Origin of the sequence: Neorhizobium sp. SHOUNA12A (genome assembly GCF_023006505.1) — a bacterium.
Taxonomy (GTDB): Bacteria; Pseudomonadota; Alphaproteobacteria; order Rhizobiales; family Rhizobiaceae; genus Neorhizobium.
In genome coordinates, this window is the sequence record NZ_JALBGV010000014.1 from 1 (window position 1) to 24,205 (window position 24,205).

Annotated in this window: 19 protein-coding genes and 5 pseudogenes; 11 read left to right on the top strand and 13 right to left on the bottom strand. The window is 61.4% G+C overall.

Going from position 1 to position 24,205, the window contains the following annotated elements; genetic code table 11:
* The coding region (locus tag MOV63_RS09000) for a DUF1173 family protein (RefSeq protein WP_247033355.1) at positions 1 to 1,006 on the top strand (1,006 nt) is incomplete at its 5' end.
* Between the two features lie 9 nt (positions 1,007 to 1,015).
* On the opposite strand, the gene MOV63_RS09005 is transcribed toward MOV63_RS09000, so the two are convergent.
* Positions 1,016 to 1,237 carry a hypothetical protein gene (locus MOV63_RS09005; protein WP_247033356.1) on the bottom strand — a complete coding sequence of 74 codons (222 nt, stop codon included), beginning with the start codon at positions 1,235 to 1,237 and terminating at the stop codon, positions 1,016 to 1,018.
* A gap of 143 nt (positions 1,238 to 1,380) precedes the next feature.
* Between MOV63_RS09005 and MOV63_RS09010 the strand changes: the two genes are divergently transcribed.
* Positions 1,381 to 1,674 (top strand): WGR domain-containing protein, encoded by a 294-nt coding sequence (locus MOV63_RS09010; protein WP_247033357.1) that lies wholly within the window; start codon positions 1,381 to 1,383, stop codon positions 1,672 to 1,674.
* 56 nt (positions 1,675 to 1,730) lie between these two features.
* A complete protein-coding gene (locus tag MOV63_RS09015) occupies positions 1,731 to 2,009 on the top strand; it encodes an HU family DNA-binding protein (protein WP_040124885.1) in 279 nt (92 codons plus the stop codon).
* 66 nt (positions 2,010 to 2,075) lie between these two features.
* On the opposite strand, the gene MOV63_RS09020 is transcribed toward MOV63_RS09015, so the two are convergent.
* The 7 genes and pseudogenes from MOV63_RS09020 to MOV63_RS09050 form a co-directional block, all read right to left on the bottom strand.
* Positions 2,076 to 2,408, bottom strand: a complete 333-nt coding sequence (locus MOV63_RS09020) for a hypothetical protein (RefSeq protein ID WP_040124886.1) — start codon at positions 2,406 to 2,408, stop codon at positions 2,076 to 2,078.
* A 71-nt stretch (positions 2,409 to 2,479) separates the two neighbouring features.
* Positions 2,480 to 2,803, bottom strand: coding sequence for a DUF736 family protein (locus MOV63_RS09025; RefSeq protein WP_040124887.1), 324 nt, complete (start codon positions 2,801 to 2,803; stop codon positions 2,480 to 2,482).
* A 616-nt stretch (positions 2,804 to 3,419) separates the two neighbouring features.
* A pseudogene (locus MOV63_RS09030) lies at positions 3,420 to 3,835 on the bottom strand (hypothetical protein).
* Positions 3,825 to 4,085, bottom strand: a complete 261-nt coding sequence (locus MOV63_RS09035) for a type II toxin-antitoxin system Phd/YefM family antitoxin (protein ID WP_040125807.1) — start codon at positions 4,083 to 4,085, stop codon at positions 3,825 to 3,827. Before MOV63_RS09035 ends, MOV63_RS09030 begins: the two are co-directional and overlap by 11 nt.
* An 82-nt stretch (positions 4,086 to 4,167) precedes the next feature.
* The gene (locus MOV63_RS09040) at positions 4,168 to 5,109 is read right to left on the bottom strand and encodes a DUF2493 domain-containing protein (RefSeq protein WP_040124889.1); all 942 of its coding nucleotides are present in this window, start codon (positions 5,107 to 5,109) and stop codon (positions 4,168 to 4,170) included.
* Positions 5,110 to 5,481: 372 nt separating this feature from the next.
* Positions 5,482 to 6,531 carry a toprim domain-containing protein gene (locus tag MOV63_RS09045; protein ID WP_247033358.1) on the bottom strand — a complete coding sequence of 350 codons (1,050 nt, stop codon included), beginning with the start codon at positions 6,529 to 6,531 and terminating at the stop codon, positions 5,482 to 5,484.
* A gap of 12 nt (positions 6,532 to 6,543) precedes the next feature.
* Positions 6,544 to 8,352: pseudogene (locus MOV63_RS09050) on the bottom strand (strawberry notch C-terminal domain-containing protein); the annotation flags it as partial.
* A gap of 121 nt (positions 8,353 to 8,473) precedes the next feature.
* Between MOV63_RS09050 and MOV63_RS09055 the strand changes: the two are divergent.
* Genes MOV63_RS09055 through MOV63_RS09065 form a run of 3 tightly spaced genes read left to right on the top strand, consistent with a single transcriptional unit; the run spans position 8,474 to position 11,924 of the window.
* Complete coding sequence (locus tag MOV63_RS09055) at positions 8,474 to 10,009, top strand: tyrosine-type recombinase/integrase (RefSeq protein ID WP_247033359.1); 1,536 nt, start codon at positions 8,474 to 8,476, stop codon at positions 10,007 to 10,009.
* A complete protein-coding gene (locus MOV63_RS09060; RefSeq protein WP_247033361.1) occupies positions 10,006 to 10,917 on the top strand; it encodes a tyrosine-type recombinase/integrase in 912 nt (303 codons plus the stop codon). Before MOV63_RS09055 ends, MOV63_RS09060 begins: the two co-directional genes overlap by 4 nt.
* Entirely contained in the window at positions 10,914 to 11,924 is a 1,011-nt protein-coding gene (locus MOV63_RS09065) for a tyrosine-type recombinase/integrase (protein WP_247033363.1), read from the top strand. Before MOV63_RS09060 ends, MOV63_RS09065 begins: the two co-directional genes overlap by 4 nt.
* Before the next feature lie 165 nt (positions 11,925 to 12,089).
* Here MOV63_RS09065 and MOV63_RS09070 read toward each other — a convergent pair.
* The 5 genes and pseudogenes from MOV63_RS09070 to MOV63_RS09090 form a co-directional block, all read right to left on the bottom strand.
* Positions 12,090 to 14,708 (bottom strand): annotated as a pseudogene (locus tag MOV63_RS09070) (strawberry notch-like NTP hydrolase domain-containing protein); the annotation flags it as partial.
* 136 nt (positions 14,709 to 14,844) lie between these two features.
* The gene (locus MOV63_RS09075; protein WP_040124893.1) at positions 14,845 to 15,099 is read right to left on the bottom strand and encodes a DUF6117 family protein; all 255 of its coding nucleotides are present in this window, start codon (positions 15,097 to 15,099) and stop codon (positions 14,845 to 14,847) included.
* A 110-nt stretch (positions 15,100 to 15,209) separates the two neighbouring features.
* Entirely contained in the window at positions 15,210 to 16,400 is a 1,191-nt protein-coding gene (locus MOV63_RS09080) for a hypothetical protein (RefSeq protein ID WP_040124895.1), read from the bottom strand.
* A 78-nt stretch (positions 16,401 to 16,478) separates the two neighbouring features.
* A pseudogene (locus tag MOV63_RS09085) lies at positions 16,479 to 17,133 on the bottom strand (hypothetical protein).
* Positions 17,134 to 17,206: 73 nt separating this feature from the next.
* Positions 17,207 to 19,310 (bottom strand): annotated as a pseudogene (locus MOV63_RS09090) (ParB/RepB/Spo0J family partition protein).
* Positions 19,311 to 19,786: 476 nt separating this feature from the next.
* Between MOV63_RS09090 and MOV63_RS09095 the strand changes: the two are divergent.
* From MOV63_RS09095 to MOV63_RS09115, 5 genes are all read left to right on the top strand, one after another.
* Positions 19,787 to 20,227, top strand: coding sequence for a helix-turn-helix domain-containing protein (locus tag MOV63_RS09095; RefSeq protein ID WP_151046383.1), 441 nt, complete (start codon positions 19,787 to 19,789; stop codon positions 20,225 to 20,227).
* A 12-nt stretch (positions 20,228 to 20,239) separates the two neighbouring features.
* Positions 20,240 to 22,051, top strand: coding sequence for a peptide antibiotic resistance protein (locus tag MOV63_RS09100; RefSeq protein WP_247033365.1), 1,812 nt, complete (start codon positions 20,240 to 20,242; stop codon positions 22,049 to 22,051).
* Between the two features lie 31 nt (positions 22,052 to 22,082).
* Complete coding sequence (locus MOV63_RS09105) at positions 22,083 to 22,301, top strand: hypothetical protein (protein WP_040124903.1); 219 nt, start codon at positions 22,083 to 22,085, stop codon at positions 22,299 to 22,301.
* 19 nt (positions 22,302 to 22,320) lie between these two features.
* Complete coding sequence (locus MOV63_RS09110) at positions 22,321 to 23,472, top strand: YcaO-like family protein (protein WP_247033366.1); 1,152 nt, start codon at positions 22,321 to 22,323, stop codon at positions 23,470 to 23,472.
* A 77-nt stretch (positions 23,473 to 23,549) separates the two neighbouring features.
* The gene (locus tag MOV63_RS09115; RefSeq protein ID WP_309500819.1) at positions 23,550 to 24,164 is read left to right on the top strand and encodes a TfuA-like protein; all 615 of its coding nucleotides are present in this window, start codon (positions 23,550 to 23,552) and stop codon (positions 24,162 to 24,164) included.
* Positions 24,165 to 24,205 lie beyond the last annotated feature (41 nt).

The window sequence follows — 24,205 nt, forward strand, 5'->3', positions numbered from 1 at the left end:
CGATCCGGCCTGCCCTTCATACGAACCGCCCTACGAACTGTCAGGCCTTGGACCCTTGATGGGGCGCGCGATCAAGTTCGATCCGACCGCCGGTACCGCATCGCTGATGCTAGACTTCTCTCTGTCGAAGCGCGGCGCGGTCGCAAGACCAAACGGAAGCGCCGCGTCAGCCGACAGTGTGAGAAACAAGACCCAAAAATTGTCTCTGCGTGGGCTGCTGCATTTCCTCTGGCATGAGAGCGGGCTGACGGAATGGACGTCGCATTGGATAGGCAAGCGGCACTGGTCGCAGGTCTATCACCATCTGTGCGAAGCCGCCCGGCGGACGGAGGTTCGTGGGCAGGCACTGGCCGACCGGCTGCTCATTCCCGAACCGTTCCGCGCCGGTGACAAGGCGGCGATCGAACAGCGCCGGGCCCAAAAGCTTGTGGGCCTCTTCCAGGCGGCGGCCGGGGCGAAAAAGCTGATGGTGCTGATTGGGGAGATCAAGGAGTTCGCAGAGGCGCGCAACGGCCGTCAGGTGGTGATCAAACACATGCCGGGCTTCCGGCTCTATCTCGAAGAGCCTGCATGGCGGTCCCTGCAACGGCGGTTCGAAACGGAGCTGATGCTTTGGCAGAGCACCGAGACATCGCATCTGATGGCGATCATGACGATAGGGGGCACGCCAGCCGGCATTACCACCATCAACGAGATTGCCCTGATGGCTGTTACCGAACAATGGCTGCCGATCGAGAGCGCCTATGAACAGCTGCTTGTCGATCGACTCGGGCGCCTGCGCTCCAAGTCGGTAAAGGGGTTGAGGTTCAATCTCCCGCGCATTCACCCGTTAGCAAATGCGGTCCTACCCGAAGCAATGCCCCTGCCCTGCGCGCTCTATATCGTCCCACCGGATGCCGGTGATGACTTCCAGGCTGCCTTGGGCGAGATGATCGATGCGCGGCCGGATCTTGAATCCTGGATCTGGCGGGTCACCGAGGGTGAGATGCCGCCGCTGCCGGCCTAGGTCGTCAGCCTATTCGTCCTGGGCACCGTCCAGCAACCCGTCATAAACTTCCAGGAGCGCATTGGTGATTGCCTGCCCGAGGCCGCTTCCCGCGTCACGAAGTTCTCCCTCGGTGCCGTCCCGCGCGGCTTTCGCCAGCTCGAACCGCTGTTCGCCGACGATCTGCTTGGCGGCCTCGATCGCCCATGGGCCGAAATCTCCACGGCTGTCGATCGTGAGTGCGTCGTCCATTGCCGTCTACCCGTTGATGAAAAGCGACTTCTATCGTGACTCCTCGATGATCGCCAGCATTCATCAAAGTCGTGAATCCAAGCGCCTCCATCGATTCAAAACTGTCGTCGGACACGCTGGCGTCTCTTCATCATCGTTTGCCCATGGCGACTTACACCTTCCGGCTCTATTGCCAGCGCATCGACGCGACGAAAAACATGGCACGCTCTTATGCCCTGTCCATGCAGCCGACCCTGTTCGCAGAGATGGCCGTCGTACGCCGCTGGGGCCGGATCGGATCGCGCGGCGGCGAAAAGACCGAGGTGTTCGCGACGGAGCGTGAGGCTGCGATGCATTTCCTGGATCTCGCCCGCAGGAAACGCCAGAAGGGCTATCGACCCGTTGGAAACTGTGGAAATCCGGGGTTGCGGAATACTTCTTCGGCATCGCGTCAATGACAGGCCGACTTCCGCCTGTCAGGGATTTCGGATCAACTTCGATGCGGAGAGAAGAAATGACGACCACAAACGAAATCGCCGACAAGATCGCCGGCGAACACAGCGTAACCAAAGCACAGGGCAAGGCGATTGTCGAAGCGGTGATCGCTTCGATCACCGAAGCAGCTATTGCCGGCAACGAAACGAGCCTTCCGGGGTTCGGCAAGTTTAAAATCAAAAATACGCCGGAGCGCGAAGCTCGCAATCCAGCAACCGGCGCGACTATCAAGGTGGCAGCTGCTAAAAAGCTAGCCTTCACGCCGGCCAAGGCTCTCAAGGACGCGCTGAACAAGTGATCTTGTGAGCAGGCATAAAAACAGCCCGGCTTGTGGCCGGGCTGTTTGTTTTTTGAAATACGCCGCTCAGCAGGGAGCAGCATTGTTCAGCAGATCCTGAACGATCGTTTCACTGACCGGTCGGACTGCTTCACGGCTATGATCGTCCAGCAGCCGGTGAAGAGTGCCAGATGCGAGCGGCACGAAATCAAAGCCTTGATTGACAGCTGCAGCGCGCAAGGCTGCAAGTGTTTCGAATTCCTGATATTCCGTACCAAGCCAAAGTTCGAGATCCGCGCCATCGGGAGTTGCGAAAGCCTGAAGGAAGAACGTCTGCAGAGGGCGATCATAGCCGATAGTGGCGTCTGGGTCGACGTGACATGAGGCGATTTTCGTAACGGTGGTGGTATAGCGGCTCATGGGGAGATCCTTTGTTGCCGGTTGCTGGCTGGGAGAAGAAGCCGGCCCCGCTAGGAGGCCGGCAGTCCCAGTCAGGCCGGGCTGTTCCAGAGGATGACCTTCTTGCCGGGCTCCCCGCCGGGCGCCGGGGCGACGTTGCCGAAGATCACGCCGATCTCGGGCGCTTCCAGTTTCGTGGAGATGTATTCCTCGCCGGTCTGGCGGGAGATGCGGTTCCATGCGGCGCCGATTTCGAAACCGGTCTTGCGGTGGATGATGCGGTAGTCGGGTGCTTCCTCGCTCGCCTTGTTGGCGTTCGGGACGATGGCGATCGGGGCGTTGACCCGGATGGTGGCGAAGATGCCTTCGAGTGTGCCGTCGGTCTTTTCGGTGAGGGTTGCGATCGTGGTAGCCATGGGATTGTCTCCTTCGTTGCATCGGGACCATTCCCGATGGCGCCCGAAGAAGGGGCCGCGCCGCAGGCGTCACCGCAGCGTAGCGAAGGGAAACCCCTTGCGGGTTGACGCTGATCGCGGCCGGTCCCTTAGAAAGGCGACAAAAGAACGGGAATGGTCTTTGATTGCGACGTCGGCAGGAGACCTCGCCGTGGCGGCCGTTTGCTGCCGCGCGGAGTGCCGCGCTCGTGACATGCGTCGGTGGTGTTCGGGTCAAAGGACGCTAGCCGTCAACCAGTCCGACGCGACGCGAGTGATCAGCACCGTCCTTATCCATCCTCATCATCGAAGACGGCTTCGGTCGGCATGACACTCGAACTGTCGGCCTTTCCCTGACGCGACTGCAGTTCTGCGGAGCGAAACCGAGTAACAGACCTGATTTCAAGGGATGTCGCCCCGGAGTGCCGCGACGGTCAGGCATCGAGATCGATCGAGAACCGCCCGCGATGGGCCGGCCAATTACGCAATCGTGGCCGCATCAATCAGATAGCGTCAGAGATGCGCCGTGGCGGAGACGACTTCGGGAGGGCGGTGGGAAACAAGACGCGTAAGAAGCGGCATGAAGCGGCGGCACGCCTTAGTCGAGGCGGCTGACCCGGCCGGTTCGGCCGCGCGCCTCGGCAAACAGTCTGGCGATCTTCACCATGAAGGGTTTGCTGAAGCGGCCGAGGATGTCCTGATCGGGCTCAATGTACCAGGAGCGTTCGAGGATATCGTAATTGTATTCGTCGACCATGATCCAGCACTGCTTTAGATCACTTAAGCCCGCACGCTTGCGCTCGATCTCCGGGATCTCCAGAGCGATGCGAGCCGTCTGTGGCTGCGTGGCGATGGCGAGAAGCGCGAGATGGGTATTCCATCGGTTGCACTTCGGATAGCGATGACAACGCAGACGGGGCGCTGTTTGCGGCCCTCGGTTTCGCCGCGCTGCTGCTGCCAGGCCCACAGGTACGGATAGGAGATGACCTCGCCGGGGCGGAATTCACGGCTCATCGTCGTAGCCTTCGCCGCGTGCTAGCCGATCGAGCGCCTCGTCGAACAGTTCCGCATGCTCGGCGGGCATTTCCGAGATATGAAAGGCGCGGCGCGGGTCGCCACCGCTGCGCATGCGCTCATAGTGCTCGTAGCTCATCAGCACGAAACGCGGCTTCTTGTGCCGGGTGAGCATGACCGGCTCGCGGCTCGCCGCATCGGTGATATCGCCGATCTGCTTGTTGAGGTCGCCTGTCGTGAACTGCTTCATCGCAAAGATCTCCACTTCGATTCCCATATACTCCATTTTTCCCATATTTTCCATCTTTTCCATGTATCCGGGGAGACGGCGCTTACGCGCCGTCTCCTGAAGCCTGCCAGACCGGAATGCCGAGCCGGCGTGCCTTGTCGGCGAGATTGCCGGTGATGCCGTTTCCGGGAAAGACGATCAATCCGACGGGCATGACCGAAAGCATCTCGTCATTGCGCCGGAACGGCGCAGCCTTGGCATGCCTGGTCCAGTTGGGCTTGAAAGTGATCTGCGTCACCTTGCGGGCTTCAGCCCAGCAGGCGGCGATACGTTCGGCGCCTTTTGGCGAGCCGCCATGCAACAGGACCATGTCGGGATGTTTCGCATGCGCCTGATCGAGCTTCGCCCAGATCCGCTCATGATCGTTATAGTCCATGCCGCCAGAGAACGCGATCTTGGTGCCGGCGGGGATCAACACCTCGGTCTCGGCGCGACGGCGAGCCGAAAGGAAATCTCTGGAGTCGATCATCGCCGCGGTCATATGGGCGTGATTGACCTTGGAGCCGGTGCGCGGTCGCCAGGACGATCCGGTCTGCGCCTCGAACAGGTCGGCGGAAAAATCGCGCATGAACTCGAAGGCATTGCGGCGTTCCAACAGCGTGATGCCCTCGGCGATCAGACGCTCGAGCTCGACACTTTTCACCTCGGAGCCGTCCTGTTCGCGCTGTCCGGTGCGCTGCGCCTCCTCGTTTCGGTCGAGCTCGCGCTGGATGCGCTCGCCGGCGCGATGGAAGAGATTGGGGATCGACCAGAACAGATCTTCGAGATCGGGCTCCAGCCGGGTATCGCCGAGCATCTCGGCGAGGGCGTCGAAGACGGCGGTGAGCGAAGCCTGGACGATCGGCTCTTCGGGCAATGGCCGCGGGTCGGGCTCGCCCTGGAAGGGACGATAGCCGAAGACCTGCATTTCGTAGATGAAGCGGTCTGTCGGGGAGGAAGCGTGGTTGGGCTCGAAGCCGGCGTCGGCGGAAAGGATCAGGTCCATGGTGGTCTCCGTTCGGTGGGCCGCGCCTCTCGCGGCCTGACGGCGAACCCGGTCACGCGGGCCGAGGCCGGAACCGCGAGTGAAGCGCAGCGGCCCAGCGAAGCGCCGGGCGGGGACAAGAGGGTTTCTTGATCCGCGAGGAATGACGGGCCATCGCATCGGCGCGAAAAGTGGGAACCGGTTTTCGGAAGAGCCGATGCGCGAAAATGGACCGGCAGGGGAAGAAACCGACTGACCCGTTGAAGGCCCGCACGCCCGCGTGGTAAGGGTCGCCTCTCGGCAGGCCCGCGGGCGCGCCCATCCGGAATGAGGCCAATGGACGCCCTTCGCCAGTGCCGCCGCTAGCCCCTCCCCCAGCCTTTTCGCCCAGCTTCAGGCGGGGAGGAAGGTCATCGTGTGTTCGGGGATGAGTTGAGCCCTGAGGCTTGCGGTCAGCCGGTCGGGACCCAGCCAGCGCAGATCCTCGTTGAAGTCGCCGAGCTCCGGCGACAGCACCAGCGGCAGGATTCCGTGCGCCTGCGCCCGTCGGCTCAGTCCCTCGATCCCATGCCGGCCGGCGGCATCCGCGTCGGCGGCGATGTAGAGGCGCCGGCATCCGGGCGGGAAGTTGAAGGCCGCGAGGTGATTGGCCGTCAGGGCCGCGACCATCGGCATGCCGGGCATCACGTGCGAGAGCGACAGCATGGTTTCAAGGCCCTCGCCCGCCGCCATGAGAGGAACGGGTTCATCGACAGGAAAGCGCAATCGCACACCATTGCCGAGCAGCCCACCAAGCGCGCGGCGGGGATCGTCCACCTTGGCCTTGCCGACGCCGCCCGGGTCGAGCCCTGTGGATAGATACGTGCGGTGGACGCCGGTGATCGCACCGGCGTGATCGGTCACAGCTGCGACCAGGGCCGGATAGCTGGACGTCCGGCCGGTGGCCAGATCCCGGTAGTAGCAGGACGGATGGAAGCGCAACGCTGCGTGGATCGATGCCCTCAGGATGCCGCGCTCACGCAGATAGACGTCGGCAAGCGTGCCCGCCAGCGGCTGGCTCATCCGAAATAGACGCCGTGCACGCTCAGCCGCGGGCCTCTCGACCGGTGCAGCGTCGCTGGCGTCACTACGACGGAACGACATCGGTTCTGGTTGGGGCAGGCTGAGAAAGTAGCGCGCCTCCTCGGCAACGTCACGGAAATCCACAAGACCACAGCTCTCACGAACGAGATCGAGCAGATCACCGAACTGACCGGTCGCCGCATCTGTCCATCGGCCGGCACGTGGGCCGGTCAGATGCACATAGAGAGACCGGCCCTTACGATTGGCGACGTCGCCGACGAGCCAGTAGTTGCCGGCCCGGCGGCCGGCGGAGAGATAGTGGCGGCAGAACGCCTCCGCGTCTTGCGCGAGACGGTCCGCCAGATCGGAGGCGGAGAGCATGGCAGACCTCCGTCACGACCGGCGCGCGGTATCGACAAGGCGATGACGCTGCATCAACTGCGTGAGGATTACCGGACCCTCGTCGGTCGTCGGCACGAAGAAACGCAGCTTCCAATTGATCATCTCGGAGAACAGGCCGATCGACCGCAGCCAGTCGCGCATGCCATCCGTGAAGCCGGCAAGTTCGATGCGGTACTCGCTCATCACCCGCACCCGGCGGAGCGTCATATCGCCGGCAAGGCCGACGATCGAGGACCCGTCGACTAGCGACGCCCAGACCTGTTCCGGCGCGATCAGCGTATTCTGCCCGATTCCGAAGTTGCGGCAAAGGCCGGCAAGCCGGTCCGGTGCAATGACACGTCCGATGATTCGCTCACCGTCGCCCATCTGGAGACGCCGCACCCGGCAAAAATCGTGCGGCAGCAACCTCCAGATCGGCAGCAGCAGTCCGCTGACGATGTGCATCACCGACGTCGAAAATTCCGGCAAACCAGCGACTTCGGCATGCCAGGCAAGGGCGAAGACCTGTTGGTCGACCTCCTGCCAGTTCGTTTCCTGGAGCTGGCGGACCTCGAAACGGAGCTCGTCCATCGGCCGGATCAGCGACACGCCCGGTTGGACGGAGCCATCCTCGAGTATGATCGAGCGGGTCGGCACCATCACCGCCGGCCGGCCCGACTTTCCGTTCATCATCAGCTTCGCCCGCGGCTCCCGTCTGACGAGAGCCTGCGCGTCATGGAACAACATCGGTGCGTTGCGATCTCTGCGTTCTATGGTCAGCAGGTGCGACTGCGCGCCGGTGACCGGATGTGTATAGATCAGCCGGCGGTCGGTGACCGTCATGCTCTCGGCGGTGATCGTCTCCAATCCCTTGTCGTAGATTCCAGCGGCGATCGCTCCTTCGACGCGTGCCGCAAGCAGCTGCTCGAAGGCTTCGAACAGCACGTTCTGCATCGCGATGGTGAGCGCCAGCATGCGATTGAGGAAGGTCTGGATCGGAGGGAGCTCGTCCTTGAGCCCACCCTCGTCCGATGTCAACGACAGGCCCGTGATGCTCTCAAACCTATCGAGCGAGCAGCCCTCGATCTTGCCGGCGTGAAGCAGGCCGTAGAACTGCCTGAGTGCATCGCGAGCATACTGGGATTCGAGATTATCCTCGCTGCGGAACATGCCCTGCCCGCCGGTCTGGCGCTGGCCGCGGGTGATGGCGCCCAGGGTGTCGAGGCGGCGGGCGATGGTCGAGAGGAATCGCCGTTCCGCCTTGACGTTCGTTGCGATCATCCGGAAGCGCGGCGGCTGTTTCTGGTTGGTGCGATGGCTGCGACCGAGGCCTTGGATCGCGACGTCGGCGCGCCATCCCGCTTCCAGAAGATTATGCAGGCGCAGGCGCTGGTTCCGTGCGGCGAGATCCGCGTGATAGGATCTCCCGGTTCCACCGGCATCGCTGAAGACGAGAATGGCTTTCTCGTCATCCATGAAGGCACGCGCTTCGTCGAGATTGGCGCTGCCCGGCCGGCTCTCCACCCCATAGCGGGCGATCGTGCTGCCGTCGTCGCGGCGAACGATGCGGCGCGAGCGGCCGGTGATTTCGGCAACGCGCTCGGTTCCGAAGTGCTGGACGATCTGGTCGAGCGCCGTCGGGATGGCCGGCAGGCTGCCGAGTGTTTCGAGCAGTTCGTCGCGACGCCGTTCGGCCTCCCGGCAGATGACAGGGTTGCCATCCACGTCATGGACCGGCCGGGAACTGAGATTGCCCTCGGCGTCGGAGAATTCCTCGAAGAGCTGCACCGGGAAGGAGTGCATGAGGTAGTCTATGACATAATATGCCGCGTCCGCGTTATGCAGAGCACGGCGGGTCAACTCTTTGATCTGCTTTTTCATTTCTGATCTCCACTTGGCATAATCATGATGCCTCTGCTCTCAACAGCAGAAGGACACCCTCATGGCTTCCCACCCCAACTCTCGCTCCGGCAGTGACCCACGCGCCGCCGTTCTCGACGATCGTGCTCTCGTCCAGGGCTATCTGGCGCAGCACCTCAAGCTCTCGGCAGGTGCCCTGAGCGCGGCGCGACATTTTCTGAAGTGGGCAAGTGCCCACGATATCGCCTACAAGGATCTCGATGCGGCCGCGGTTGATCGTTTCGCCCGGCATCGCTGTCGTTGCGGGCGCTACAGCTCCCGGCAGTTGCGTGACGCGATCTACATGACCGATGTCCGCCGGTTCCTCCGTTATCTGGAGAATGCCGGGATCGTGACCGTTGCGACCAGTGTCGAACGGCTGGACAAATACCTGCCAGAGTTCGCAGTCGGGCTTAGAGCCGTCGGCTATAGCAAGCCGACCTATGCTGGACGATTAAGTCAGGCACGGCATTTCGCCGAATGGATCTTGCAGGTGCGCATTCCTGCAGAGGAGATCACCGACGACACCATTGAACAGTTCGCTCTGCACGATTGTCGGTGCGGTATCCGAACCAAGCGGGGCAGACGGGTGACCGGCACAGGAACTAGAGATCGCCGTCGCGGTGCCCGTCGCTTCGTCAATTTCCTGCGTGAACGGGGTGTGATCAATCTCTCTGCGCCACCCGATACTCTGGCGATCGATCCGCGGCTGGACGGCTTAGCCGAATGGCTGCGCCGCGAGCGTGGGGCAACTGAGGAGACGATCCGGCGCTACCAGCACGAGGCCGGACGCTGGATCGGCGTACTCGGCCAGGATCCAGCGCATTACAATGCAGCAACCATCCGCTCTATCGTTCTGGATCAACGCCAAGAACGATCGCGTGCTTCGATCCGTATGACGGTGACCGTGCTGCGCGCGTTTCTGCGCTTCACCGTGAGCCAGGGTCTTTGCGCCCCATTTCTGCTGCATGCAGTACCGCCAGCAGTTCGACGGAAGCTATCAACTGTTCCGCGTGTGATCCCGGCAGCGACGATTGAAGATATCATCGCCTCATCTGGCACGACGACACCGGTCGATATCCGGGATCGCGCCATCCTCCTGCTGCTCGCGCGAATGGCGCTGCGGGCGGGGGATGTGTGGCAACTGCGTCTATCCGATATCGACTGGCGGGCCAGTCGATTACGGTTGCACGGCAAAAGTCGTCGCGGGACGATGCTGCCGTTGCCCCAAGATGCGGGTGACGCACTTCTCGCCTACATCGAGGATGCGCGGCCCGTCGTCTCGACGGACCGGGTATTTCTGCGGACACAGGCGCCGTTTACACCGCTGCGTTCTTCGGCCGAGATCGCCGGCATCGTCGCCCGCGTCCTGAAGCGTGGTGGTTTCTCCTACCTGCCGACAGGATCTCATGTGTTCCGTCATTCACTGGCGTCCGCCTGGCTGGGCGACGGTGCCGACCTTGATCAGATCGGCATCGCCCTCCGGCATGCCTCTCGGGACACGACCGCGATCTACGCGAAGGTGGATATCTTGATGCTGGCAGCCGTTGCCCAGCCGTGGCCGGGAGCAGCGTCATGATGCACCACGACGTCGATCGCTACATCCAGTTGCATCGCGCCCTCGGCAAGAAGTTCGATGCGCAGGAACAGGCACTGAGTCAATTCGCTGTACTCGCCAGCGAAAGAGCCGCAACCATCATAACCGTCGAGTTGATACTAGAATGGGTGCGTGAAGCGGCTACGCCGAACGCCGCCCGTATCCGTTTTGGCCTCGCACGCGCCTTTGCCGAGTTTCTGCACGGTGAAGACCCACGGCATGAAGTGCCGGCCGCAGGGCTGATGGGGCGCGGCAGACGGCGGCGGCCAGCTCCTTACATTCTGATGCCGGATCAGATCACAGACATCATGGCGGAGGCCCTGAAGGTGCCGGGCTTGGCTCCGATCAGCCCGCTTACATATCATCATCTGTTCGGATTGCTTGCCTCGACAGGGCTCCGCATTTCGGAAGCTCTTTCCCTCCGCTACGATGATCTGACGGATGACGGCCTCATGGTTCGCAGCGGCAAGTTCGGTAAAAGCCGCATTGTCCCGTTGCACGCTTCAACCCACACTGCGCTTGAGCAATACCTTGCCGTCCGACGTGAGGTTCGCGGCGCAAGCGACGATCTTTTTGTGCTGGGTCACGGTCATGCGCCGACCAGGACCAGAGCCCATGTGGTTTTCGTCCGGATTGTTCGACAGCTCGGGTACCGCAACCCAACGGGGCCTGGTCCCCGGCTGCACGATCTACGCCACACCTTCGCAGTGCGGTCTCTGGAAGCCTGCGGGAATGATCCGCAGGCCATTCAGCGACACATGCTTGCGCTGAGCACCTACCTCGGCCATGCCGAGGTTGCCAACACCTATTGGTATCTCGAGGCGACACCTGTCCTGTTGCGCACGATCGCTTCAGCGACCGAAGGCGCTTTTGTCGGAGGTGCAGCATGACTCCGCTCGCTCCTGACCTTTCTGCGTTCCTGCAAAACCACCTTCCGAATGAACGTGGTGCAAGCCCGCATACAATCGCGAGCTACGCGCATGCATTCACGCTCTTGCTGCGTTTCACCGCCGCTCGGCTCAAACGACAGCCCTCCGACCTCATGATCGAGGATCTCGACGTTGGACTCGTGCGAGCATTTCTGCGGCATGTGGAAGAAGGGCGGGACAATACCGCCCGTTCTCGCAATGCAAGGCTCTCGGCGATCAAGGCGTTCTTTCGCTTCGTCGAACATCGGCAACCGGCCTGCCTGGAGCAGGCTATGATGATCCGGGCGCTGCCGGTCAAACGAACGGACACCCGGCTTATCGACTATCTGACTCGGGAAGAGATCGGAGCGCTGCTTGCGGCACCCGATATCCGCACACGCGGCGGCCTGCGTGACCGCGCGATGCTCCATCTCGCTTATGCCGCGGGTTTGCGGGCATCCGAACTGTTGGCGATGCGGATGGAAGACTTCCCCGACAGATCGCTTTCCAGCGTTCGCGTCCTCGGCAAGGGACGACGAGAACGTATCCTGCCGCTCTGGAAAGAAACTCAGGCCGCATTGCGTGCATGGCTGGCCGTTCGGCCAGATGGTCACGGTCCAGAACTCTTCCTGAGCCGGGACGGCAAACGCATGAGCCGCGATGGATTCGCCTACAGGCTCAGCTTGCACGTTGCCAAAGCCGGCAAGACGGTGCCGTCGATTGCCAGCAAGAGCGTCACGCCGCACGTGCTTCGGCATAGCTGTGCCATGCACACGCTCCAGGCAACCGGAGACGTCCGTAAGGTGGCGCTCTGGCTCGGTCATGCCAGCATCCAGACCACCGAGATGTATTTGCGCGCCGACCCGACCGAGAAGCTTGCTCTTCTCGAAGCGCATCATGCCCCGCTTATCAAGCCCGGAAGATTCCGGGAGCCATCGGACAAGCTGATGGCCGCTCTCGCGGCCGCAACCAACCCACGGCACCAGTAAATCTGAACAGCCACCACCGAAAACAGTGCCGGGCGATCTCCGCCCGGTGCCTATGATTATGCCAAGTGGAGATCAGGAAATGAAAAAGCAGATCAAAGAGTTGACCCGCCGTGCTCTGCATAACGCGGACGCGGCATATTATGTCTTATCCCGAACTCGGGATAAGACATATTCCCGCGGCGTCACGTCGACCTGCAGATCGCCCCATTCCTCGGTCGGGATTTGCGACAGACGGCGTTCGGTCAGTGCTGCCCCCGTGGAAACGATCTGGACAATGGCGGCGTGGCCATCTTCCAGATCCTTGGCGGTCGCTGCAAGCAGGGCCGGAGTCTTCATGCTGATCAGCAGATGGTTGAAGAAGCGCTGCTTCGAGCTTTCGAAGGCAGAACGCGCCGCGGCCTTGGCATTGTTGTTCAGCGTACCGCTTTTGCCGGTAATACCGGAGGCCTCCATCGCCGCATCCAGATGATTGTGGATCACCTGGAATGCCTCGGCATAGGAATCGTAGATGCGCACCTGTTCCTCGGTCAGCTCGTGCTCGAGGATCTCGTATTCGACGCCCTCGAAGGACAGTGAGCGCGATGCGTAGAGGCCCATGGCTTTCAGGTCTCTTGCGAGAACTTCCATGGCGGCGACACCGCCGTCTTCGATCGCGGCAATGAACTCCGAGCGTGTGGGAAAAGGAAAGTCGCTGCTGCCCCAGAGACCGAGGCGCTCGGCATAGGCCAGCGATTCGACTTCCGATGCGCCGGTCGCCGAGACGTAGACAATACGGGCGTCCGGAAGGGCACGTTGCAGGCGAAGGCCAGCCCTGCCCTGCTGCGACGCCGCCTTGTCGCCGCGCTCGGACTTGCCGCCGGCTGCGTTTGCCATCGCATGGCCTTCGTCGAAGACGATCACGCCGTCGAAATCGTCGCCGAGCCAGTCGACGATCTGCTGAACCCGCGAGCGCTTGCCCTCGCGCTCATCGCTGCGCAACGTCGCAAAGGTCGTAAAGAGGATGCCCTCTTCCAGCTTGATCGACCTGCCCTGGCGGAACCGCGACAGCGGGGTCACCAGCAGCTTTTCCTGGCCCAGCGCGCCCCAGTCACGCTGGGCGTCCTCGATCAGCTTGTCGGACTTCGAAATCCAGACATGGCGACGGCGGCCTTTGAGCCAATTGTCCAGGATGATGCCGGCGGCCTGGCGGCCCTTGCCCGCGCCCGTGCCATCGCCGAGGAACCAGCCGCGACGGAAGCGAACGGCGTGGTCGATGTCAGGCGCGACAGCCTTCAGGTTGTCGAAGGAGGCATCGACATTCCAGTAGCCGGCGAGATAACCGGAATGGGCTTCGCCGGCATAGATGACGCTCTCGAGCTGGGCGTCCGAGAGATCGCCGCTGGTGACGGTGCGCTTCGGCAGGTGCGGACGATAGGTCGGTTTCGGCGGTGCGACGGATGCCATGGCAAGGGATTCGACCAGCGTGTCGGGATGGGGCCTTGCGTCGGGGATGTGGATCGACTGCAGCCGATAGGGCTCGTAGAGACCATCGGCGGCGCCAATATGGTCCGGCGCAGCAGCATCGTGCAGTTCGTAGGAGAGTTCGATGATTTCATCGCTCACAGGTGCGAGATGCTCGACCGTTGCGCGGGGAATCCGGGCGGCAGCAGTTGGCCGATGCGGAGGAGCGATGACCGCCACAGGCTGCACGGCGCCGGCGGCCTTGCGCGCCGCCGTCTTCGCTACGACATGACGGTGGGTTCCGTCGGAGAGCGTGCCGATGGACGTCGGCGATGGCGAACGCGTTGGAAGGCCGCTGATCCAGGCGAGCAGCGTTTCCAGATCGGGCGCGGTGCCCTTCGACGCCACCACCTTGGCCGGATCATCGGCGGGAATCTTGTCGAAGACGGTGAGCCGCGTCTCCGTCGTGGTGCCATGGCGGGCGTAGATTCCGCCATCCATCGCTGCACTGAACAGGACGGTGCCCTCCCATTGGAGCCGGACGAAGGCGTCGCGCCATGAGCGGTTATCGGGGGAAAGGCCTGAGCCGGTGATCGCGACCAATCGGCCGCCGGGGGCAAGGCGGGCAAAGGCTGCGGCGAGATGACGCCAGGCGGCGTCAGTGACTCGGCCCTCGACGTGAACGCCGGCGGAGAACGGCGGGTTCATCAGCACCACGGCCGGCCGCACAGTGCGATCGAGATAGTCGTCGATATGGGCGGCGTCGTGCTGCGAGATCGACGCTCTGGGAAAAAGCTGTGCCAGCAGTGAGTGGCGGACGGAGGCATATTCGTTGAGCGATAGGCGTGCGTGTGCGAGCTCTGCGAAGATCGCCAGGAGGCCGGTCCCGGCCGACGGTTCCAGCACCACGTCGGCCGCTATCATATCGGCGGCGAGGGCTGCGACATAGGCAAGCGGCAATGGTGTCGATAGCTGCTGCAGCGCCTGGCTCTCCGTGGATCGCCGGCTATGGGTTGGCACGAGCTTTGCCACCTTCGTTAACATCGAGAGCACAGATTGCCGTGCATCCGTGCGGGCCATGATCGCCGGACCGAACTTGCGCAGAAACAGAACCTGGGCGGCTTCCGTTGCCTCATAGGCATCTTTCCAGAGCCAAAAGCCCTCGGCGTCGCTGCCGCCAAATGCCTCATTCATGATTTGCCGCAAATCAGCGGTGCCGACGGCTTTACCCCGTTCAAGAAGCGACGTGATTTGAGCGGCAGCATCCAAAAGTGCTTCAGCGCTGCTTCTGACATGAGGTCGTGGAGAGGTGGAGACGGTTTGAGGATGCGAGATGATACTCATCGGACGATGCTCCAAAATTGAGGAAAGAGCGGCGCACCCCAAGCGTCCTGCCGAAGGTTTGGATGAGCAAAACGGGGGGTAGCCGGCGAGGAATTGCGGGATCGCCGACTGAAACTCAGCCAGCGATCATCAGCGCTTAGGTTGCCGAACTCGCAATGAAGCCGGTCGGATCATCGGGGCCGGGCGGCAGATAGGCTTCGTAAGGATTGCCGTCGGCGAGATGGCCGAACGGCGTGAAAACGTATTCGTCCTCACTGCGGCTGACGGCGCAAAGCACGTAACGCGGCTCGCGCGTCGCGGCATCCAGGCATTCCAAGAGAGCAAGATTGCCCTCGGACGCGGTGCGCAGCAGCGTGTCGAAGTTTGTGCGGGCATGATCGGGGATGGCCATTGGGGTGCTCCAGACATAAAGATGCCCGGTGCTTGGCCGGGCTCTGGGATGACGATGACGGGATTTTGAGACGCGCCTGGAGTTCGGAGCCCAACCGCGTATGGAAATCGTCAGGCGGCGCTCTCGAGTAGTTTTTTCGCCTTGCCCTCAAGCTCCAGGCGCGTGTCCTGATTGGTCTTGCCGCGGGCGAGCGCGGTGATGCCCTGCACAAAATCGAAGATCGACTCGGGCGGCCGGCCTTCTTCGGAAAGAACTGTTTCGATGATCTTGGCGGTCTCCGTTTTCGAGAAGCCGCGCCGGCGCAAGAACGCCTGGCGGTCCTCATCATCTCGCGCAACACTGCGCTCGCGAGCCGCCTTGATGCCTGCAACGAACGACGCGGGAGAGGAATTGGCAAAGCTCGTCAGTGCGGGTGCTGCTTCGTGGGCGAAACGATCGGCCGCGAATTTCGAGTGCCGGATGGTGATTTCCTCAAAATTTTCGCTGCCCCAAATGTTTCGGTTGGCACACACGGCCCGAAGGTAGAATGAGGCGATGCCGAGCGTCTTCGATCCGACCTCGCTGTTCCAGGCATAAAAGCCCCTGAAATACAGATCAGGCTCTCCGTTGCGAAGCCGCCCGGCCTCGATGGGATGGGTATCGTCGACGAGAAACACGAACACGTCTCGATCCGAGGCATAGAGCGTGGTCGTATCCTTGGAGATATCGACGAATGGATTGTGGGTCATGCTGGCCCAGTCGAGAAGGCCGGGCACCTTCCAGATCGTATCGCCGGTTCCATTGCCGGCAATCTTCATGATCGCTGACACAAGTTCATGGTCCCAGATCCGCCCGTATTCCAGGCCCGTTACCGCTCGTAGCTCGACACGGCCGTCCTCCATTTCGAGCGTCTTCACCAATTCCGCACGATGATTAAGCAGGCCGTGCTGCAGGTTGATCGCCGCGAGCGGCGCGGGCAGCTGACGCATATAGGTCGCCGGCGCGCCGACCAAGCCGCAGAGCTGGCCGTAGCTCCAATGGGTCGGCGCGATCGGCTGATGCCGGCCGGGAACGACGAGTTCGAGCCGCTCGGTATTGTCACGTGTGGCCTCGACCCGGATCGCAGCGCTTTCGACGGTTCGGGCATGCGCGCGCTCGGCCCGGGACCGGACGGTTTCGTAAAGCTCTGTCAACGACAGGAACCGCTCGTCGTCTGGACGGGAAAACCATTCGGACGAGACCCGGCCGATACGTTCGCCGCGCGAGATATCGACCTTGAAGCCGGAGGACACCGGCCGCGTGCTGGGGACTAAAGTGTTCATTGGAGTGTCTCCTGAAAAACAAGCGCCCGGCGCTGTGGCCAGGCTGGGTTGAGGGGAAGCGAAGTGGATGGTCTTCAGTCAGTCTGGATAAAGGCGCCGATGCGCTGCCCGGATCGCTGCAAGTGCTGACTGGAATTCGGCGTTGCCGACGACGTCGGAGAGGTCAATCGTTATCGCGATGTTGAGGCACGCCGCATGGATTTCGTCGTCGGTCACCGCGGCCGGCGATAGCGCACCGAAACTGCGGTCGACATCCAGCACGGCCGCGATCGCATTGCGAACCTGATCTTCCTGTAGGCGAGCGAGGATATGGCTTGCCTTCGGTGGATCGACAGGCTGATCAGGGTCCGGCGCGCGGCCGAGAATGGCGGCCCCGCGCAATCTCCCAAGCCGAACGCGTCAGCCAGTCGGGTGATGGCGGCCGCGCTGCATGCGCGTCATCGAAGAAGATCTTCAGCAGGCCGAGCAGGATCTCGAAATAACGTGCACGTCGCTCGACGGCTTCATCGAATTGCGAGGGCACCGGGATCGACGGGCCGGTATAAGCGCTATGCGTGCCTCCCCAGATGCCACTGACATGGACTTCGCCGGGCGATTCGTGATCTTTCTCGACGATATCCCAATTGTCGTCCTCGATGGCCGCGCGGCAGGCCGCCTCGAGCGTTTCGGCGGCGTAGGTGCGATGCCGGAAAATCGGCAAATGGTAGGTGGTTTCGATCGTAAAGTCGGGCATTGGACTACTCCTGAAACTGGAAACGGTCCGGTCTCCTTGCGGAGCCGGGCCGTGGGTTGATCGCAAAAAACGACTATTCGGCTGCGTCGGGGTGCTGCTGCTCGTCGAGCTCGTCCTTCTGCGTGGACACATCATCGGCATCATCGGTCAGGAATGCCGGGAGATCGGGATTCCCGGGCTCGTCGGCACCCTCACTGGAAACCTCGCCGGTTGCGCTGGTCGCTTCGTCGACGGAAGCGACGTCTGTGGCGAGACGGAAAGGCTCGGGGAGCCAGCCGCTGCCGGTCATCAGCCGTTCGGCCTCGCGGGCCATATCGGCCTTCTTGAGATGGCCGATCAGCTCCGCCGATTGATCGCCTTTGGCCTCGCGGACCGCCTGCAGAATGCGAGCCTTGGTGACGCGTCCGAGATAGTTGTCGGCCGTCGGCACCCAGCCGGCCTCTACCATGCCGAAGCCGATCGAGCGGGCCAGGAGATCGGCATGCGCGAGTGCGTTTGTTCCACGGCTCGATGACCGCGTTGATCGACAGCGAGGCGCAATGCGCGAACAGCGCCTGACGACTCACCTCGTCAAGCGCGATCAGAAACGCCCAGAGGTCGTTCGGGTCCTTGGGAAGATCATGTCCCCAGGCCTCCTGCCGCTGGTCGATTTCCTTGGCCCAAACAGTGTCGCCAAGCCCGGGGGTCTGGCTGAACCGAGCACTTTGCAATGTCAGTTCCAGGCACGAATCCGAGCCATTGAGATAGAAGGTCTTCAGCACAAAGGCATGCAGCACGGCGATAAAGGCCATGAGCGGATCGTTGGCGAGCGCGTTGCGCAACGCGATGGTCCGTGCTGCGGTCAAGTCGAGAACAAGACGATCGGGAAGCGGCTTGATTGCCTCGTCATCGTCGTCGGCTTGATCGACCACCTCGCTCGGTGCCGCGGCTGCGGCTGCGGACGAGTTGCTGTCTCCACTGCCGTCGGCATCGCTTGAAGCGAAATCTGCCCGTAGCTCGTCTTCCGGTCGCACGAAACCGCGTTCGATCTTGAGTTCGCCACTGGCGGCGAGCGAGATGAAGACGCCACCGCGGAGAACATCTTCAGGGTCGAACACATACGGTCGGTCGTTCAGCCGATCGAATTCGGCGCCAAGCTCTTCGAGCTTCTGTTCAGTTGCCTCCGAATAATCGCTGGCCTCGGCATATTCGGCATCGAGCCTGTCGTATTCAGCGCGGATGGCGTCGTGGCGCGCCAGTTCCTCCTCGGTCATCTCGGCCTGGGTGCCGTAGACGCGGCGAAGGCCGGATGTGTGGCCATACGGGAAGTCGAACGCCGTCTCGACCCATTTCCAGCCCTCGGCCGACCGGATTGCCTCGGCGTCAGCCTTGAGTTTTTCCGTGGCAAGCCGTTCCAGCAATGCAGGATCCTGCAGCCATCCGCCCTGATCCTGCTCGAACAGGTCGCGCATCACCACACCGCCGGCTGCTTCGTAGACATCGATGCCGACATAAACGGCGCGACGATCGGCGGCGCGGACCGCGGTTTCCGTCAGCAGGCGTCGGATATAGTAGGGCTCGCGGCTATGCGAGCCCGAGATCGCATCCCAGACCTGCTCCTGGCGAAGGTGATCGTCGGCAATCGAAAACGCCGTGATTTGCTCAAGCGTCATCTCGTCTTCGGCATAGAAATCGAGGAGCCGTGGGGAGACGGACGCAAGCCGCAGGCGCTGTTTAACGGTTGCGACCGAGACGAAGAACCGTGCAGCGATCTCCTCCTCGCCAAGCCCCTGCTCCCGAAGCGTCTGGAAGGCGCGGAACTGGTCGAGCGGATGCAGGCTGACGCGCTGGACATTCTCTGCAAGCGAGTCCTCGACCTCAAGCGTCTCGCCGCGGCTGACGATGCAGGGAACGCCTGCGGTTTTTGCCAGCCGCTTCTGGGAAACCAGCCGTTCAAGCGCACGGTAGCGGCGGCCACCGGCGGGAATGCGGTAGATGCCAGTCTCGTCGCCGTTCTCGTCAAGCTCAGGACGGACGTTGAGGCTGGTCAGAAGACCGCGATGGGCGATGTCTTCCGCGAGCTCCTCGATCGAAACACCGGACTTTATCCTACGGACGTTCTGCTGGCTCAACACCAGTTTGTTGAAGGGAATATCGCGGGCTGCACTGAGGGTGATCTTTTCGATGGCCTGGGCCATGTCGGTTTCTCCATGACGGACCGGCCGGAGCCTCTCTCCAACCCTCTCAATCCGTCAGTGCGCCAAGCACAGCCTCTAACTCTGAACCGAAAGGAGGAAACCGAATGGGCTAAAGCCACCAACTACCCTGAGAGGGGCGCAGCCCCTCTCCCGCCCACGCGGTGCAGAGTGCGGCGACCAGCAAGTGGGTGAGGTTAGGCGACTGCTTCCGGACAGCCGTAAATTAGCAGAACCCTTTAAAGCTGGACGTGAGCGAACTTCCGGTCCCGAGATCGATCCAGCCAGTGGGTCCGCCATGGCGAGGGAAACTGAACCGACGGATGAAGCCTCGTCAGAGAGGTCCTTACCCACTTCCTGCGACCTGGCATGATGCTTCTTGCGTAGATTCTCCACCGGGCGCACACCTTTGCCGACAGGTCCTAGTTGCACGAAGTCTCGGTTTATACCACTGTGTAGCCGTGACGGAGGGTACAGTGATGGATCAGAAAAAGCCGAACCCGATTGATGTACATGTTGGATCAAGGATCCGATTGAGACGGGCCATGCTGAAGATGTCCCAGGAGAAACTGGCCGACGGGCTTGGGATTACCTTCCAGCAAGTACAGAAATACGAAAAAGGGACCAATCGGGTTGGCGCCAGTCGTCTTCAGATGATTGCAACTATACTGAACGCGCCTGTCGGCTATTTCTTTGCCGATGCGCCAACCCCGTCATCGGCAACCGATAGCAAGCCTGTCGTGCACGAGGAAGATGCGGTGACCTCCTTTCTGGCAACCCGTGAGGGGGTGGAACTCAATCTGGCATTCCAGAGGGTGGCAAATGCGAAGCTGCGCCAAAACATCGTTCAACTGGTCAAATCCTTGGGGCCCCCGTCAGGTCTGGATCGCGATCACGCGGATCCGGGCGCAACGCGTTAACGGATCATTCCGATGCTCCGCCTTGTGACATTCGGCGGCCTTTGGCTTGCTGACGAGGAACGAGGGACAGTGCCACTGCCACAGAAGGCACTGTTCGGCCTCGCCTATATGTTGGCCAGCGATGAATTTGAGCTGCCGCGAGATTATCTGGCGCGGCTGCTTTGGGCAGGCGATCAAGACGCAGCCAAGATCAACTTTCGAAAGATGACCGAGCGCGTGCGCAAATGCGCCATGGACGGCTGGCCCGCTCCACTCGATTTCACGGCTTCGACCGTACAGCGGTCCGCCGAGCCCCTTGAGGCGGACTTCTCCGTCTTCTCCAATGATCTTGAAGCGCTGCCGCGATTGAACGCGATGTCGGAATTGATGACGCGGCAGTTTATGGACGAAGCCAATTTACCCGTCGGCCTGAAACCATGGGTCGAGAAACAACGGTCGGTCCAGTGGCAACGTTTTCGCGCGGGACTCTTCGAGGCACAAGCCGCCGCGGCAAGTCGGTCGGAATGGGCCGATGTCAAGGATAGCGCAAAACAACTCCTCGAACACGATCCGGGCGATTCTGCCGTGCGCGAGGTGCTGCTTGGGGCGCATCGTCATGAAGACCAAATTGGATCCTCTAGATCATCGATCGGTCGAACCGAGTTCACGTTGCCCATGGGGACAGCAATCGTCCCCCCGATGCCCATGGAACTCCCCCGGCTGGTATTGCTTCCTCCCCAGGAAACAGAGCAAAACTCTGCTTATCCAGCTCGCGCGTTGATGGAAGATATCACGATAAGTCTTTGCTCCTTGAGGACGGTGGCGGTCGTTGCTCCGTATACGGCAGCCCGCATCCGGCAGGATGCGGATAAGATGGCCCAGCTGGAGAGACATTCCATCTCCTACGTCCTTGACACCAACATCAGCAGCGAAGGCCTCTTCGTACAGATGGTATTCCTTCCCTCGGACAGCGTTTTGTGGGCGGAGCGTTTCCGCCTCAACGCCAGCTCACTTGCTTCACACCGCAGACAAGTGGCGCAGATGATCGTGATGGCCATCAGCGACCACCTGCAGCGCACCGAAATTGTGCTCGCTGATTACCGTGCTCATCCGGATGTCTATAGGTCTTATCTTGCAAGTGCCCAGCATCTCAACAAGTTCACGCTCCCTGACGTGCGCCGGGCCAGAAACGCCTTTCGAGAAACGCTGAGAATGCGCGGGGATTTCGCGCCGGCGTTGGCGGGTTTGTCCCGTACCTACTCCTGGGAATGGGTCTTGACGGCGCGGGGAGAAACCCAGCTGCTGGTTCAGGCGGAAGAAACGGCAAGAAAAGCGGTGGCCTTGGAGCCGGAACTGGCATCGGCGCACCGGGAGCTTGGGCTATCGAGGCTTTACCGCGGCGATGTCGACGGAAGCCTGGAGGCATTCGATCGGGCGGAGGGATTGAGCCCGCACCTTGCCGACGCAATATGCGGGTATGCCGACGCTTTGGTTCATGCATCGAAGCCCGCCGATGGGTTGGCGAAGATCAGCAAAGCTATCCGCTTAAATCCGATATGCCCCGACGATTATTTCTGGATTGCGGCCGGGGCCAGCTATTTCCTGGGTGAATTTCATCAGGCTGTCAGCTACATAGATCAAATGGGGGACTCCTCGTCGGCCCGGAGATTGCTTGCGGCGAGTTATGCTATGGCCGGCGATACCGCGAAGGCACGCGTCCATCGCCGCAGGGCTCAGGAGCTCAACCCGCAATTCGATCTCGACAAATGGCTTTCCGTGCTTCCGGTGAAAGAACAATGGCAGAAGGAACTCTACCGAGAGGGCTTGCTGAAAGCCGGATTTTAGATTTTTCGTGCCAACAACCTGAGGGGTAAATATGGCAAGAGTTGTGATAATCGGGCTGCCCGGAGACGATCAGCTTTATCTGGCGGACATCGACGCAGGAACGGTCCTGCCGATGCAGCCGCCCGTTTCCGGACCGCTGGCCGCGGCAAACGATCTTAGAAATGCAGGGGGAACAATTGTCAAAGACGTCAACCTGGCGGTTGCAGTCTCCTCCTCCGAACAGGCTTTCTCCGGTGTCTTCGATGGCTAAGCTGCCGACGGCGTAAGCGATGGACCGCATCTGCTTACCCGAGGAGACCTATGAGCGGGTGCGTCCTTTTCTGAAGACGCTTGGAATAACCCGTATCGGCCGCCAGACCGGACTCGATCATATCGGCATTCCGGTCTGGTGCGCCTATACTCCAAACGCAAAATCGATCGTGGTTGCTCAAGGCAAAGGACTTGCCGATGCCGATGCGAGAACATCCGCGGTCATGGAGGCCATAGAGCGGGCGGTCGCTTGCGACCCGTTCCTGTCGATCAGGAATGTCTCCGCGTCTGCTCTTTTGGATGCCGACGAGCGTGTCGACCTGCTTGTGCCGTTTCTTGGCCGAAACCAGTCCCCTCCCCGAGCAACCGAAATTATGGCATTTGCGGCGGGAGAAGACCTCTTCAGTTTTGATCGCGTCTACGTTCCGGCCGAAGCCGTGTCACTCGATCGGACCCTGTCGAACTGCCGATACTGGCAATCTTCGGATGGCCTTGCATCGGGCAACACATATGACGAGGCAATTTTCCACGGTCTTCTCGAGCGCGTCGAACGCGACGCTCATGTCTTGTGGCAGGTTCTTCCTCAATCCAGTCAGCACTCCAGGTGTCTGGAACCCGACGCATTCAGCGATGAGGACATTAGGTCCCTCATCGTGAAGATCGAGGATGCGGGCATCCTGCTGCGCATGTTCGACATGACAAGCGATATCGGCGTACCGTGTATCGGCGCCTTCCTAGCGGCGAAAGCCGCGCTCGCGTCCCGTGCGCCGCGATATGCCGACGTGACGTTCGGCTGCGGTGCTCATCCATCCCCCGAACGCGCTGCCATACGCGCGCTGACGGAAGCCGCGCAGTCCCGGGTCACTTATATTAGCGGCGCACGCGATGACGTATTCCATGAAACCTATCGGCGGCCGCTGCCCGCGCGGTTGCTAAAGTTGTTTTCTGCGGATCCTTCACGCAGCGCGCCTTTGCCCGGTCCAGGCGACCTCGCAGGAATCCTGGGGAACTTGGAGCGGTCGGGTATCACGCAAGCAATCGCCGTCCGATTGAGCGAGCCGACATCACCTTTTGCGGTCGTCAAGATATTGGTACCCGGACTGGAAAGCCCCGAGGGAGAGCGACGGCACAGATTTGGCGGCAGGGCGATGACAGCATCGTTTACCTTATGAAAGTACTTTTTGTCGGTCCAAGCCTGCCGGAGGCAGGACGTTTCGTCTCCGACGATATGAGTGTGAGGCCGCCGGCGATGCAGGGAGACGTGCGGCTGGCGGTCGATCAGGGCGCGCGGGCCATCGGATTGATCGACGGCGCCTTCGAATATGTCGCCCCCGTCTGGCACAAGGAAATTCTCTACGGTCTCTCGAAAGGCGTGGCGGTCTTTGGAGCGGCGAGCATGGGTGCCTTGCGAGCGGCAGAGTGTCACGCCTTCGGCATGATCGGCATTGGGGAAATCTTTGCGGCCTATGCGAGCGAAACCCGTGTCGACGATGCGGATGTCGCACTGCTGCATGGACCGAAAGAGCTTGGATATGTCGCTATCACCATTCCGATGGTCAACGTCGACGCAACGATCGCCGGCTGTTGCACGCGCGGTCTGATCTCCGCCCGGGAAGCGCGGCATCTCACGGAAAGCGCGCGATCTTTGTTCTTCAAGGCCCGTAGCTGGAACGCGGTCGTGGCAAACTGCTTGGAGATTGCGAGTGGGCGCGCCAACGAATTGCTGCGAATTCTTCGCCACAACTATGTGGACCAAAAAAAAGCGGACGCCATGGCCCTGATCGATGCCCTGCGTCACGCCGACGCCTATTCTCCCCCCACTCACTTTGAATTTAACCGAACATCTCTCTGGCGCGACGACTAGCGTCATCAGCCATGCGTTGTGTCACGCCGATGTCACGCCCG